At 69.3% G+C, this 13,797-nt stretch carries 9 protein-coding genes; 3 read left to right on the top strand and 6 right to left on the bottom strand.

Going from position 1 to position 13,797, the window contains the following annotated elements; genetic code table 11:
• Positions 1-50: 50 nt before the first annotated feature.
• The 3 genes from QHF89_RS01865 to QHF89_RS01855 form a co-directional block, all read right to left on the bottom strand.
• Positions 51-2,630 (bottom strand): RCC1 domain-containing protein, encoded by a 2,580-nt coding sequence (locus QHF89_RS01865; RefSeq protein WP_284719913.1) that lies wholly within the window; start codon positions 2,628-2,630, stop codon positions 51-53.
• A 25-nt stretch (positions 2,631-2,655) separates the two neighbouring features.
• Positions 2,656-5,223, bottom strand: a complete 2,568-nt coding sequence (locus QHF89_RS01860; protein WP_136965347.1) for an RCC1 domain-containing protein — start codon at positions 5,221-5,223, stop codon at positions 2,656-2,658.
• Positions 5,224-5,287: 64 nt separating this feature from the next.
• Positions 5,288-6,535 (bottom strand): vWA domain-containing protein, encoded by a 1,248-nt coding sequence (locus tag QHF89_RS01855; RefSeq protein ID WP_136965346.1) that lies wholly within the window; start codon positions 6,533-6,535, stop codon positions 5,288-5,290.
• Positions 6,536-7,058: 523 nt separating this feature from the next.
• Between QHF89_RS01855 and QHF89_RS01850 the strand changes: the two genes are divergently transcribed.
• Positions 7,059-7,526: a hypothetical protein gene (locus tag QHF89_RS01850; RefSeq protein WP_284719912.1), complete on the top strand. Its 468-nt coding sequence runs from the start codon at positions 7,059-7,061 to the stop codon at positions 7,524-7,526.
• 5 nt (positions 7,527-7,531) lie between these two features.
• Here QHF89_RS01850 and QHF89_RS01845 read toward each other — a convergent pair whose 3' ends face one another.
• A complete protein-coding gene (locus QHF89_RS01845; protein ID WP_136965344.1) occupies positions 7,532-8,803 on the bottom strand; it encodes a hypothetical protein in 1,272 nt (423 codons plus the stop codon).
• Between the two features lie 63 nt (positions 8,804-8,866).
• Between QHF89_RS01845 and QHF89_RS01840 the strand changes: the two genes are divergently transcribed.
• Together QHF89_RS01840 and QHF89_RS01835 are read left to right on the top strand one after the other, a co-directional pair.
• A complete protein-coding gene (locus QHF89_RS01840; protein ID WP_136965343.1) occupies positions 8,867-10,039 on the top strand; it encodes a metallophosphoesterase in 1,173 nt (390 codons plus the stop codon).
• A gap of 8 nt (positions 10,040-10,047) precedes the next feature.
• Positions 10,048-10,557, top strand: coding sequence for a peptidylprolyl isomerase (locus tag QHF89_RS01835; RefSeq protein WP_284719911.1), 510 nt, complete (start codon positions 10,048-10,050; stop codon positions 10,555-10,557).
• Between the two features lie 22 nt (positions 10,558-10,579).
• On the opposite strand, the gene nadE is transcribed toward QHF89_RS01835, so the two are convergent.
• Together nadE and QHF89_RS01825 are read right to left on the bottom strand one after the other, a co-directional pair.
• Positions 10,580-12,499 carry an NAD(+) synthase gene (gene nadE, locus QHF89_RS01830; RefSeq protein WP_136965341.1) on the bottom strand — a complete coding sequence of 640 codons (1,920 nt, stop codon included), beginning with the start codon at positions 12,497-12,499 and terminating at the stop codon, positions 10,580-10,582.
• Between the two features lie 334 nt (positions 12,500-12,833).
• Entirely contained in the window at positions 12,834-13,769 is a 936-nt protein-coding gene (locus tag QHF89_RS01825; protein WP_284719910.1) for an RNA polymerase sigma factor, read from the bottom strand.
• Positions 13,770-13,797: the final 28 nt, after the last annotated feature.

The raw sequence follows: 13,797 nt of genomic DNA, 5'->3' as shown, positions 1-13,797 counted from the left end.
GGAGAAGGGCCTCGCGCGGGGGATTCGCCCGGGCGAGGCCCTTTTTCCTTTCAGATGGGATCGAGCACGGGCGTCGGCGTCGAGAGGAACGGCAGGCCACTGCCGAGCTGCCCGTAATACGCCGCGCCCCAGCAGGAGAGCACGCCGTCCTGCGCGATGCCGCAGGTGTGCTCGTTGCCGAGGGAGAGGACCTTCCACGGGCCGACGCTCGGTATCTTCTGCGGCGCGTTGAAGCTCGATAGGTTGCCGAGGGCGAGCTGGCCGAAGGAGCCGACGCCCCAGCAATGAAGGTCGCCGTTTTTCTTCGTGGCGCAGGTGGACAACCCTTGCCCGAGGAACGGCCGCGCCCAGTCGGTCGCATTGCCGACCTGCATGGGCGTCATCATCGGCGTGACGGCATTGCCGAGGCCGAGCTCGCCGTTGTTGTTGCGGCCCCAGCACCAGAGGGTGCCGTCGAGGCGCACGCCGCAGGTGTGATTCGCGCCCGCGTCGATCGCCGCATAGGTCCCGGGGACGGGCTTCGGCACGTTCACGGGGGAGACGACGTCGCCCTGCCCGAGGTGGCCGAGGTTGTTCAGGCCCCAGCAAGAGACATTGCCGCCCTCGCGGAGGCCGCAGGTGAAATCGCCGCTCGCCGCGACGTCGAGCCAATCGGCGGGCTCGGCCGGGGCGATCTGCTTCGGATCGGTCCGGGTCGCCGTGGAGGCGTCGCCGAGCTGGCCGCTCGCATTGCGGCCCCAGCACCAGAGGGTCTTGTCCTGACGCACGGCGCAGGTGTGGTTGTATCCCGCGGCGATTTCGACCCAGGGCGATTCGTTGCCGGCGGTGGGATTCACGGCCGTGGGGAGGAGCTGGCTCGTCACGACCGGCCCATTGCCGAGTTCCCCATTTCCGTCGAGGCCCCAGCAATACGGGACATCCGGACCGCTGCCGCCGTCGCTCGCGATGCCGCAGGAGTGTGTGCGGCCGAGCGTGATCCGCTTCCAGACCTTGCCCGCGCCGATCTCCACGGGCGTGACGCGCGTGCGCGTCGTGCCGTCGCCGAGGTGGCCGTAGACGTTGCGGCCCCAGCAGAAGAGCTTTCCGCCGGTGCGAATGCCGCAACCATTGTCGAGCTGCGTGTCGACCCGCTCCCAGTCCGTATCCGCGGAGATGGGCGTGACCTCGGTCCGGTCCGCGGAGAAACCCAGACCGAGGGCGCCGCGGCTCGCCGAGCCCCAGCAGAGGAGGTCGCCGGTTTGCCGGACGCCGCAGGCGAAGCGCAGACCACTGGAGAAGGAGACCCAGTCGCTGATGTTGGCGACGGGCAAGGGGGCCAGGAGCGGCGCCTCGTTGTCCGGCTGGCCGGTTTGTCCGACGCTGCCATCTCCCCAGCAATGGAGCTCGCCGCTCGTCTTCTGGCCGCAGCCGGCGAGGTCGCCGACGTCCAGGTTCGCGGACCAATCCGTGGCCATGTCGGCGGCTTTGGGCGTGAGGACCGTCGCGAGCAAACCGTCGCCGACCTGACCGACGGAGTTCGCGCCCCAGCAATGGCGCGTGCCGTCGGTCTTCGCGGCGCAGGTAAACGCGTTGCCCGTCGAGACGCTCGCCCAGGTGGTGGCGGCGGTGAACTCCTGCGTGGGCACGAGGCGCTGCCCGGCGTTCGTGTTGTCGCCGAGCTGGCGCGCATTGTTGAAGCCCCAGCAATGAAGCGTCCCGTTCGTTTTGACGCCGCAGGTGAACTCCGTCCCCGCCGAGACCATCGACCACGGGCCCGCGTCGACGAGCACGGGGGAGAGCGCGTTGTTCGTGGTGTTGTCGCCGATCTGGCCGCGGTTGTTCTGGCCCCAGCAATACAGCGCGCCGCCCGTCCGGATCCCACAAGCGTGGGTCGAGCCGGCGCTGAGGGATACCCAGTCTTCGTAGCCGCCCGCGCCGATGGCCGGCGTGGATTGCGCGACGCCGAGGCCGTCGCCGATCTGGCCGACGCTCCCCGAGCCAAAACACGAGATGCGCTTGGTCTCGTCGAGCGCGCAGGTGAACGTGCCGCCCGCGCTCACGGAGACCCAGTTCGTCGCGCCGGAGGCGGGCACGGGGCGCAAAAAGACCTGGTCCGACGTGCCGGTGCCGACCTGCCCGCTCGTGTTGAGGCCCCAGCAATGCAGGGTCTTGTCGGTGCGGATGGCGCAAGCGTGGTATTGGCCCGCGGAGACGGACGAATACTTCGCGTCGCAGGTCTTGCCGTCGCCGGAGAAACCCGCGGGGCAGGCGCACTGGAACCCGCCCAGCATGTTCGTGCAGGTCGCGTTCGTGTCGCAGTCGTGGAGGAGCGTCGCGCATTCGTCGACGTCCGCGCACGTCTTGCCGTCGCCCTCGTACCCGGGCTTGCACGTGCAGGTGTAAAACCCCGGCGTGTCGACGCATTCGGCGTCGGGCGCGCAATCGTCGAGGCCGAGCGCACACTCGTCGACGGCGAACGGATCACCACCCGCGCCGCCGCTGCCGCCGCTCCCGGCGCCGCCTGCGCCACCACTTCCGCCTGCGCCGCCGCTGCCGCCACTACCGCCTGCGCCTGCGCCCCCGCCTCCGCACGCGGCGGCGGCGAGCGACACGAGGACAAACCACGCCCGAGCCCTTGCGCCTCGCAACATCAACACCGATCTCCTTCAGATGAATTCAATAGGACGCCGCGATGGGGACGGGCGTGAACGCGAGCCCGTCGCCGCGCGCATTTTGACCGATCTCCCCGGATCCCCAGCACGCGAGGTTGCCCGCCTGCGTGACGCCGCAGGCATGGCCGAAGCCGAGGGTCGTCACGACGAACGCCCCCGAGAGCGCCGTCGGCACCTTGCGCTGGCCCGTGTCCCCGAGCCCGAGCTGGCCGACGTTGTTCGCGCCCCAGCATTGCACCCCACCGCCCACCTTGCCGGCGCACGTCGACGCGTTGCCCGCGACGACGAAGGCCCAATCCGTGGCCACGCCGATCTGCACGGGGGATGGCCGATCGACGGCGGTGTTGTCCCCGAGCTGGTTGTTCGCGTTCCGGCCCCAGCACCAGAGCGTGCCGTCCTTCTTGATCGCGCAGGTGTGGTTGACGCCGGCCGCCACGGGCCCCTTCCAGTCGTCGCCCAGCAAATACGGCGCGGTCTTGCCGGCCGCCGGCATTCCATTGCCGACCTGCCCCTCCACATTCCGGCCCCAGCAATAGAGCGACCCCGTGGCCCGCGCGGCGCACGTGTGGTATTGACCGGCCGCCACGCTCACCCAATCGGTGGGCGGCGCCTCGCCGGTGACGATCTCGAGCTGGATGAGGTTGCCGAGGGCCGGGTTTTTCATGCCGACCTGCCCTTCGTTGCTGCGCCCCCAGCACCAGAGCGTCCCGTTCGTCGCGATGGCGCAGTTGTGCTCCTCGCCCGCAACGAGCTCCTTCCATTGGAGCGCTTCGTAAGGCTTGCCCGTCTTCAGGATCTCGGCAAACGACGTCGCCGGGGTGTTCGTCCCCCGGCCGAGCTGGCCCTGCGCATTGCGGCCCGAGCAGGCGAGTTTGCCCGTGGCTGTGAGGATGCACATGTGCTGGCGGCCAGGGGCAGCCATTGCGGCAGCCTCGAACTCGACCTTCGCCGGGGCGGAGCGGGTCTTGTTGTCGCCGAAGCCGAGCTGACCGCTCTCGTTGTTGCCCCAGCATTGAAGCTCGCCCACGCCGTTCACGGCGCAGCCCGATTCGCCGTACGCGGCGACATTCGACCACGTCGTGTCCGCGCCGATGTTGGCGGTCGCGGTCCACAGGCTCATCGCGCCGTCGCCGAGCTGGCCATAGATGCGCGATCCCCAGGTGACCACGCGGCCCTCCGTGGTGACGCCGCCGCTGTGCACGACGCCGACCGCGAAATCGAGCCATTTCGTCCCCGGCGCGACGTCGATCGGCGCGGTCACCCAGCCCGGCGCCTCGCCCGAGATCTGCGCGGCCTGGTTGCGGCCCCAGCAGTGGAGGGCGTTCTGATCGTCGAGCGCGCAGAGGTGGAACGCATTGGCGCGCACGCGCTTCCAGACCTTGCCCGCGCCGATCGCCACGGGCGCCGCCGTCGCCGGCCCGAGCGCAGTCCCGAGCTGGCCCTCGTTCCCGCGGCCCCAGCAATAAAGCCGCCCGTCCTTCTTCACGGCGCACGTGGTGAAGCCGATGGCGGCCGTCGCCCAATCGGCATCCGCCGCCATCGGCGCGGTCTCCACGAGGAACGGCGCGCTCACGGAGCCGCCGCCGACCTTCGAGACCTGAAGCTCGTTGTTTTGCCCCCAGCAATAAAGCCGCCCGTCCTGCTTCGTCGCGCACGTCGTGTCGCGGCCGGCAAAGACCTCCTTCCAGTCCTTGTCCGGCGTCGCCGCGAGTGGGTCGACGCTCACGGGCGAGAGCTCGAGCTTGTTGTCGAGGTTGCCGATCCCGAGCTGCCCTGCCTGGTTGCGCCCGAAGCAAAAGAGCCCGCCGTCGCTCTCCACGGCGCAGCTATGGTTGTCGCCCGCGGCGACGCTGGAGAACGTGCGTTCGAGGGAGAGAAACGCCGGGAGCGTCTGGTTGTCGATATACCCGAGCCCGAGCTGGCCGAAATTGTTCGTGCCCCAGCACCACAGCGTGCCGGTCTTTTTGATCCCGCAGGTATGGGCCGAGCCCGCGACGACACGAATCCAGTTGTCTGCCGCGCCGGCCCGCACGGGCGCGGACTGGTTCGCGCCGAGGCCATTGCCGAGCCGACCGCCGCCGCCGGCGCCGAAGCAGAAGATCGCGTTGTCCATGCGGCGCGTGCAGGTGTGATACGCCGCCGCGGTGATCTCGACGAACCGCTCCGCGCAGCCGGTCTTCGGATCCCCCACGGTGCCCGGCGGGCATGCGCACGTGAACGAGCCGACCGTATTCGCGCAAGCGGCGGTCGGATGGCAATCGTCGAGCTGCTCGGTGCACTCGTCGACGTCCGTGCAATCGCCGTCGTCGTTCACGAATCCGGCGTCGCAAACGCACGCGCCGCTCGCGTCGCAGCTCGCATGGTCGCCGCAGGGCCCGCACGTCGCGCCGCCTTGCCCTCCGGCGCCTCCCTCGCCGCCCGTGGACGACGACGAACCGCCCGCGCCGCCGGTGCCGCCCGCGCCGGTACCGCCGACGTCCGAAGGCGTGCCTTCCCCGCCCCCGCCGGAGCACCCGGCGAGGACGATCGTTGCCCAGAGGAAAGGAAAGAAAGAACGCGCGCTTCGATGCATCTCGGGTATTTTCGGATGCTACGAAGCAAGCTGGACGACTGTCAACCTCGGATTCCCGAGAATCTCACTTCACGATGGTCGCGCAGCCGACAAGGACGTCGATCTCGGCCTTCGTGTCCTTCGCGACCTGCGAGCACGTCGCGTCGCAGAACACGATCTGCTTCGGCGCCCCGGGGACATCGTAGTACCAGGCGAGGCCCGCCGCGGGGCAGTCGGCCGCCGATTTCACCTGCGGGATGACGACCGAGATCCCCGACTCCGGCGTGTACTCGACGTTGATCGCGTTGTAATCGATGTCGTCGCCGGGCGGCGGCTGCGGGATGAGGTACGAGCACGAGAGCGCGGCGCCGCGGATCTCGTTCATCGCCTTGAGGAACTCCTCGTTCGCATTCTGGCTCCCGTCGACGATGAACGCCGAGCTCGTCCCGCCGGCCGCAGCGACGCTGTTCAGGCTCGCGATGTTGCCGACGCCGATGACGAAGGTCTTGATGCTGGGCACGCCGTTATACGCAGCCGCCGCGGCGTTGACGGAGGTGATGCCGCCCGAGCAGCCGGTCGGCTCCCCGTCCGTCGCGAGCACGACGACCGTCGTGTGCGTGGGGTTCAAGGTCGCCCATTGCTTGGCGTAATCGATGGCGCCCTGGAGCGCCGGCCCGGTCGGCGTGCTGCTCCCGGACGGGGAATGGGAGTTGATCGAGTTGATGATCGTCGTCCCGACCGCCGGCAGGGGGGCGATCGGCACGTCGGGCACGGCGTAGTCGGAGGGCTTGCACGAATCGCCGCCGGCGGTCGAGCAGGTCTTGATGGGGAAGCCGGGCGTGGGCGGGGCGCAGGGGCCGCAGGCGGCCGGCCCGCAATCGGCGTCCACATTGCAGAATGGGATCACGGGACAGACGACCCCGCTCGACTGCGGAAAATACTGGATACCAACGCCGATCCCCGCGGCGGCAGGCTGCTCGAGGAACGCCTTGAGGGCCGCCGTCGTCGAGGCCCACTTCGAGTTGTCCTTCATCGAAGAGGACTGGTCGAACATGATGTACATGTCGAGCGGCACCTGCTGGGCCTTGTTTTTCGTGGCCGCGCAGCTATCGCCGCCGCCCGAGCCTCCATTGCCGCCGGCGCCGGCCGGGATGAAGCCTCCGCCGTCGCCGCCTTGGCCCCCGACGTTTCCCGAGCCGGAGTCATTGTCGCTGCCCGAATTGGCGAATTCGGTGTCGTTCCCCGTCGCCGAACAAGCTGCGATCCACGCGCCGGACAGCGCCGCCGCGCAAACGACCCTCGAAACACCCGAAGAAAAGAACCCGTTTCGCATGCTTTTGCCCTCCGAACCGCGGATCGGAGCAGCCGAGCGGGCGTCACGTCAAGCCCGGTGAGCGGGGCGATGTCACAAAAACGACGCGCTTCGGCCACGCATCCGCCAATGTCGTCGCAAATGTCCGTGACGAGCACCCTCGCCGCCACGGAGGGTGAGCACGCAGCCCCGCCGCCGCGGTGCGTCGCCCCGTTGGCGCGGCGCGTAGCCCCGCCGGCGAGGCGCGTGAAAGACTTGGCCCTCGCCCCGCGGCGACGGTACCTCCCCCTCGATCATGGTGAACCTCGTCCCCGGCCCGGCGAGCGAGCGCACGCCCAAGGGCCCCCCGCCTGCCAGCCGCGGCCGCCCGCTCCAGAAAGCTTTTGGCCCCGGTCTTTCCAGGTTCACCCGCGACGCGGCGCAATCCCGGAACCAACGCCTCGATATCAGCACTTTCCAGGTTCCCCGGGCGATGTCCACCCATCCTCTGCCTGCTCGCCTCGAATGGCGTGCCCGTTGCCCCACGGCGACCGGCGAGGCGATCATGGGTACACAGAGCACGCCCACGAGCGGACGCAGGAGCCTGGTCGGGAATACCCTCGTCACGGTGGGCGCGCTGTCGAGCGCGTTCGGGGCGGTCGGTTGGCTCTCCGCCCTGCGTTCCCCCTCGATCCTGACGCTCGCGCTCGGGTTTGTCCTTTATGGCATGCTCCCGGTCCTTTTGGGCGTCACCTTCGTGTGGCGTGGGCTCGGCATGATCGAGGAGGTCGAGTCCTCGCGGCGCGTGGACGCCGTGAGCCGCGCGGCGCTGCTCGACGCCCTGCGCGGCGGCGGCGCGACGGCCCGCGAGGTCGCGGCCAAGCTCGGCATGCCGAACACGCGGGAAGCCGAGCGCGCGCTCGACCGCCTCGTGCGGGACGACCTCGCGAAGCTCGACGTCACGGACGACGGCGAGCTCGTCTACCGGCGCGACCCGGAGACGATCCTGCTCCAGGACCGCGACGTGAACTGACCCTTTCAATCGAGGACGCGCCGCAGCGCTCGCTCGTCGAGCTCGCCCTCGGCCGCTTCTTCGAGCGCGTGTTTCATCGCGTCGTCCGCGCACGCCTCCGCGGCCACGCGAATGCGCTCGCGCCCGTCGGGGTGCTTGGCGAGGCCGAGCGCCAGGGCCGCCCCGAGCCGCTGCCCCGGCGGCAGGTCCGGATCGTCGACCACGGCGACGAGCTCCTCGTACGTCATGGCGGATTTTCGGTATCCCGCGTGGAGCAGGAGGGACTGGAGTTTGTCCTTCCATTCCGTGAACGACTTGCCCGCCGGATCAAGCTCCGCCCCGACCGGCGGACCGCCCGCGCCGTTCGACCCGAGCGCAATCGCGAGCCGCAGCCGGCCGGCCACCGCCAGGATGAAGCTCGGGTCGCCCGTCGCGACCTCGATCCGCCGACCCGGCCTTCCAGCCTCGCCGACGACGACGAACAACGCGCGTGGCGTCTCCTCGATCGTGCAGACCCGCGAATGCGGGATCCATCGATCGTCGAGGCCGCCCCGGAGGATGCGCAGCCCATCGCTGCCGACGATGATCTCGCGCGGCCGCGTGAGCCGCACGATGAAAAACATCGTGAGCATGACGGCCCATGCGAAGACGAGCACGGGCCAAGCGGCGGAGGGGTATTCCGTGATGAAATAGCCGAGCGGGATCGCCAAAAGGAAGCAGACGATCGGGAGGCTCAGGCACCCCGCGGCGAGCGGCCGGTACGCCGAGCCGCTCAGGACGGCCACGCGCCGACGCGCCACGTCGATGCCGAGCCGGTCGAGGATCCGATGCGCCGCAATGCCGTCGGGGACCTCGGCCGTGAGCACGCCGCCTCGGCGAAGGTAAAGCTCGACCCGCGGGCGCTTCCCATCGAGGAGCGTGCCCGGGAGGACGAGCCCGCCCTCGATGGCCGAACGCGCGAAATGGCGCTCCTTTCCTCCCTGCACGACCACGAGGCCCTGGCCATCGGCCCGGAGCATGCCGGCGCTCCGCAGCGGGAGCGATAACGCCGTGAGGACGGCGCCGACGATCGACACGAACGGCGCGACGAGAAGCCCGAGGGCGGCGAGGAAGAAGCTCAGCACCGAGAGGGGCACCGACGCATCGGCCTTCGACGGCCCCACGATCGCCAGGATCGTCACGATCAGCACGGGGAAGCCGACGAAGCCGCCGAATCCCACGCGCATGAGCCACCCGCCGAGCCGGGGGCGGCGGTGTTCGATGGAGGAGCTCGCGACGACGAGGGGCTCTGCGTTCATGACGGCGGAGGGGCGGAGCCTATCATAACGACATCCGCGAACGAATTGTGTACATTGCCCTCCATGGCTGACGTCGGACGCTCTCTTTCGCGGACGTGGCGCCTCGTCGCCTCGTCTCTCGTCCTCGGCTGTCTCGCGCCCCTCGCGATCGTGAGCTGTAGCTCGGGAGACGCGGTGAACACGTCCACGACCACCGGCGGCACGGCGACCACCGGCGCGGGCGCGGCGGGCGCAGGCGGCGCGGGGAATGGGGGCGCCGGGAGCGGCGGCGCCGGGGCCACGGGCGGTGCAGGCGGGGCGGGCGGTGCAGGCGGGACGGGCAGCTCATCGACGTCGAGCACGGGCAATGGCGGCGCGGGCGGAGGCCCGGGGGCGAAGGTGGTCCGTCTGCTCGCGATCGGCGACACGGGCGAGGGCAACGAGGCCCAGCACGCCGTCGCCGATCGAATGAACGAGAAATGCGAGAAGGTGGGCGGCTGCGACGCCGTGCTCGTGAACGGCGACAACTTCTACGACAACGGCGTGGCGAGCGTGGACGACCCGCAATGGGGCGAGAAGTTCGAGGCGCCTTACGACCGGCCGAACCTCCATGGCGTGCCGTTCTACGTGGTGCTCGGCAACCACGACCACGGCCCCACGTCGAGCGGGAACAAACAAGCGCAGATCGACTACGCGTCGTTGCCGCTCGGGAGCGGCCCCGGGATGCGGCCGAGCGACAAATGGCACATGCCCGCGGCGTGGTACGACGTGACGATCGGCCACGTGCATCTCTTCGCGCTCGACACGGTCGATTTCCTGAACGGGACGCAGAAGGACCAGATGAGCGCGAAGGTGAAAAGCTCGAAGGCGACGTGGAAGATCGTCTTCGGCCACCACCCGCGGTTCACCTCGGGCGAGCATTTCTGGGACAACAACCTGCTCGGCATCGCGGGGATGTTCGCGTTCCAGAAGGCCATCTATTGCGGCGCGGACATGTTCATGACCGGGCACGACCACAACCTGGAGTTCATCGACAAGGGCCGCGACGGCGACTGCCCCGGCACGCATTTCGTGGTGAGCGGCGCAGGCGCGAAGACCCGCGACACGTTCGAGTTCGTCCCGAAGGACGAGAAGCAGCTCTACTTCTCGGACGCCGTCGAAGGGTTCGCGTACATGGAGTTCGACGGGCCGAAGCTCTCGTTCGAGTTCATCGACAGAAGCGGGGCCGTGGTCTTCTCGAAGACGATGACGAAATGAGGATCCCCATGCTCTCCCCGCGCTCTCTGCTCCTGCTCGTTCCCGCGCTGCTCCTCGCCTGCCAGGATCCGCCGCCGGCCCCCGCGCCCGCCACGTCCGCGGCCCCCGCGGCCGCGCCCACGCCCACCCCCACGCCGACGGCGGCGCCCGCGCCCACGCCCGAGAAGGCCGCGGCCGCGCCGGAAAAACCCCCGGAGTCGATCGCGGCCCAGCACGTGCTCGTCGCGTACAAGGGCGCGAAGAACGCGCCGAAGACGGTGACGCGCTCGAAGGCGGACGCGAAAAAACGGGCGGAGGAGGTCGCCGCCAAGGCGAAGGCCGGCGACGATTTCACGGCGCTCGTGAAGGAGTATTCGGACGACGCGGCGACGGTGGAGAGGCTCGGCAGCCTCGGGAAGTTCAAGCCGGAGGGAATGGTCAAACCCTTCAGCGATGCGGCGTTCGCGCTGAAGGTGGACGAGACGAGCGGCGTGGTGGAGACGCCGTTCGGGTTTCACGTGATCAAGCGCAACCAGTAAAACCCGCGCGACGCCGCTCCGCTCACCCGCCCTTCCACTCCGTCCGTTGCACGACGGGCAATTGCAACGCGCGCTCGCGGTCGAGGTCGAGCGAGCCGAGGTGAATCGCCAGCGGCGATTGCACCCACTTGAAGATCGACTGCGTGAACAGGCGCGCGAACTTCTCCGCCCACAGGGCGAGCTGCACCGGATCCCGATCCGGGAACACGCTCCTCAGCGCGAGCGCGACCTCGTTCGGCGCGAGTTTTTCCGCGCCGTAGAGGTAGAGGCACGCGTCGAGCACCTCGAACGGCATGAGCTCGGCCTCGCCCGACTGGTTCGCCGCGAGCTCGGGGCCCGCCGTCGTGTCCAGCGTCGCGCGGATGCCCGGATAACCAAACCGCTTCTCCAGGCGTTCGAGCAGCGCGATGACGACGGTCTTCGGCAGGTTCGCGATCACGCTGAAGGCGCCCTCCAGATCCCCACCGACGGTCGTGTATCCGAGCGCCTTCTCGCTCATGTTCCCCGTCTGCAGGAAGAGCGCGCCGCTCGTGTTCGACCAGTTCCACATGCGCTGGCCACGAATCCGCGCCTGCACGTTCTGCTTCGTGAGCTCGGTCGGCTCGGGGCCGCCCGGTCCGAGCAGGGTGCGCGTCGCGTCGAGCTCGCGCACGAACGCGTCCTCGATCGGCACGATCATGAACGAGACGCTGAGATCGGCGCAGATGCGCGCAGCCGCGTTCTGCGTGGCGTCGCTCGAATACCGTGACGGCATGTAGAACGCGCTGATCATGGAGCCCGCCGCCTCGCGAAGCGCCGCACCTTCGAGGTCGGGGTGGAGCAGCTCGGCGGCGCGATGCGCGACGAGCAAGGTGAGCAGCGAGTCACGCCCGCCCGAGAGCGCGAGGCCGATGCGGCGGAACGCGCCGATCTTGCGATAGTAGTCGGCGACGCCGAGCGCGAGCGCGTCGTAGAAATCGTCGAGCAGCTCCTCGCGCGGCGTCTTCACCGGCAGGTTCGCCGAGGGCAAGAAGAACGAGGTCCCGGGCGGCGGCGCGGGGTAACGCAGCTTCGAGCGATCGGCCGTCTTCTCGTGAAGAGCGGTCACGGGCACGGGCGTCTGCTCGCGCCGGAAGGCTTCGAGGTCGCTTCTCCAGGTGCTCGCCTCGCGGCGGCTGCGGATCGTGCGATCGAGGTCGACGACCGTCGCGGCGTATCCCTCGCGGAAGCGCGTCGCCTCCAGCATGGGCCGGCCGTTCTGGTTGACGAACCCGCCGCCGTCGAAGACGAGGCCGTCGTTGGCGCCGACGAGGTTCGCGTACGCGATCGTGCACTGGTTGTCCGCGGCCCGCGTCGCGATCATCTCCCGCCGCGTGCCCACGACGCCCGCGCGGAACGGCGAGGCCGAGAGGTTGCAGACGATCTCCGCGCCCGAATAACAACGCCGCCGCATCGGGCCGTCCGGCGACCAGATGTCCTCGCAGACCTCGATCGCGAGGAGGCCGAAATCGAACTGGAAGATCCGATCGCCGCAGAACACGCCGCGCGCATCGAGGTTCAAGCCGGGCACGCCGCGCGAGAAGACGCGCGCCTCGTAGAAGACGTTGTACGTCGGGAGTTTTTCCTTCGGCACGAACGCGAGGATCTTCCCGCCGTGCACGAGCGCGCCGACGTTGAAGAGGTCGCCGTCGACGCCGACGGTCAGGCCGAGGACGAACACCGTGCGCAGCCGCGCGGTCTCCACGGCGAAGCGCTCGAGCTCGCGCCGCTGGCTCTCCACAAACGCCTGCCACTGCACGAGGTCCTCCGCCGCGTACCCGCCGACGACCTGCTCCGGGAACACCGCGAGCGTGACGTCGTCCTCGGCCATCGCCGTCGCGAGGCGGATGCACCGATCCACGTTCGAGCGAACGGCGCCGATCGTCGCGTTCACGCTGGCAACCCCGATCTTCACGAGCCTCATGGGGGCCGAGCGTAGCAGTGGGATGGCGCGAGCGTCAGCCCGGCGCGCGGGGCGTTCGTGGCTGCCACGACGGCGAGGATCGGCCGGCAGGAGAGGACGATGGAGGCGCGAGGTGCTTGCCCAGACATGCGCCGCCTCCATCGCCCACTTCTGCCGGTCGTTCGTCGAAAAAAGTCCCGCCCGAGCCCGCGTATGGCGCCCATTTCGTTTCATGAGGCCGGGAGCAGAGCGTTCGGCTCGGGCGGGAGGGCGACGCGCATCGCCGCCTCATCCCTGATAGTTCCTGCTGGGCCACGAACCCTCCCGCGTTCGATCGCTTTTCTGCGAGGGTGTTCTACGGCTGGAGCAGGTGCCCAAAAAGCGCGCGCGCATGCAGGGGGTCGCGCGGGTACATCCGGAAGTAACGCACGAGGGCGGCACGAGCGGCCTCTTGGTCTCCGTGCGCAGCGGCGTGCTCGATCTCTGCAACCAGCGCGCGTGGCCGGCTCGTGTTCAAGGCATCCACGCACGAGCAGAGCGGCGCGGGCGCGGGCGCGGGTGGCGGGTCTTCTGCGACGGCTCCGGCGTTCACGTTCACCTGCACGGCGGGCGAGGAAGACCGGGCGGTCTCCAGGACTTGGGGCGGCTTCATGAGGCCGTAGGCGACGCCGGCAAGGCCGGCGGTGCAGACGAGCACCTCCGCTGTGCGGCGTCCCCACGTCGCGGGACGCGCTGCGGAGCCCGCCAGGATCGCCGCCATGAACGGGCGCAGCTCGCTCTCGTACCCACGAAGGAGCTCTCGCGCCTGGGCACAGGCCCGCGAGAGGCGTGAGCGCGCGGTGCCTTCGGGAATGCCGAGAGCTTCGGCGATCTCCCCTTCGGAGAGCTCGTCGAAGACATGCGCGTACAGCACATCGCGCAAGCGCGGGTCCATGCTGCGCAGGCGCCGGTCGATGAGCTGAACCATCTCCTTTCGGGCGAGGAGCGCTGCGGGCGAGGACGCGGCCGACGCCACCCGCAGCGCGTCGTCGGGGTCGCCCCAGGAGGTGTTGCCCTCCTCGGCGACGCCTTTCTTGCGTCGAAAGGACTCGTTTTTCGCGATTCGATAGAGCCACGTCGAGAGCTTCCCCCGCTCGGGGTCGTAGCGGTCGGCGTGTGCGAGACCGATGTCGAGCACCCTCTGCGCAAGATCATCGGCGTCCGCCGGTTGATGTTCCCACCGGAGAAACCAGCGGACCAGGCGAGGACGGAGCGCGAGAATGGCGACGCGCACGTCATTCGGGTGGCTCATGCCACTGGTAGGATCCGCGTCGAGCAGA

It is taken from the genome of Polyangium sorediatum (genome assembly GCF_029946465.1).
GTDB lineage: Bacteria > Myxococcota_A > Polyangia > Polyangiales > Polyangiaceae > Polyangium > Polyangium fumosum.
Note: the sequence above shows the minus strand (reverse complement) of the source record. Positions and strands in the feature narration are given on the sequence as shown.

Bases quoted from the DNA above. Each gene is read 5' to 3' on its own strand.
- QHF89_RS01865 (WP_284719913.1), bottom strand. From the start codon at position 2,630: ATGTTGCGAGGCGCAAGGGCTCGGGCGTGGTTTGTCCTCGTGTCGCTC.
- QHF89_RS01860 (WP_136965347.1), bottom strand. From the start codon at position 5,223: ATGCATCGAAGCGCGCGTTCTTTCTTTCCTTTCCTCTGGGCAACGATC.
- QHF89_RS01855 (WP_136965346.1), bottom strand. From the start codon at position 6,535: ATGCGAAACGGGTTCTTTTCTTCGGGTGTTTCGAGGGTCGTTTGCGCG.
- QHF89_RS01850 (WP_284719912.1), top strand. From the start codon at position 7,059: ATGGGTACACAGAGCACGCCCACGAGCGGACGCAGGAGCCTGGTCGGG.
- QHF89_RS01845 (WP_136965344.1), bottom strand. From the start codon at position 8,803: ATGAACGCAGAGCCCCTCGTCGTCGCGAGCTCCTCCATCGAACACCGC.
- QHF89_RS01840 (WP_136965343.1), top strand. From the start codon at position 8,867: ATGGCTGACGTCGGACGCTCTCTTTCGCGGACGTGGCGCCTCGTCGCC.
- QHF89_RS01835 (WP_284719911.1), top strand. From the start codon at position 10,048: ATGCTCTCCCCGCGCTCTCTGCTCCTGCTCGTTCCCGCGCTGCTCCTC.
- nadE (WP_136965341.1), bottom strand. From the start codon at position 12,499: ATGAGGCTCGTGAAGATCGGGGTTGCCAGCGTGAACGCGACGATCGGC.
- QHF89_RS01825 (WP_284719910.1), bottom strand. From the start codon at position 13,769: ATGAGCCACCCGAATGACGTGCGCGTCGCCATTCTCGCGCTCCGTCCT.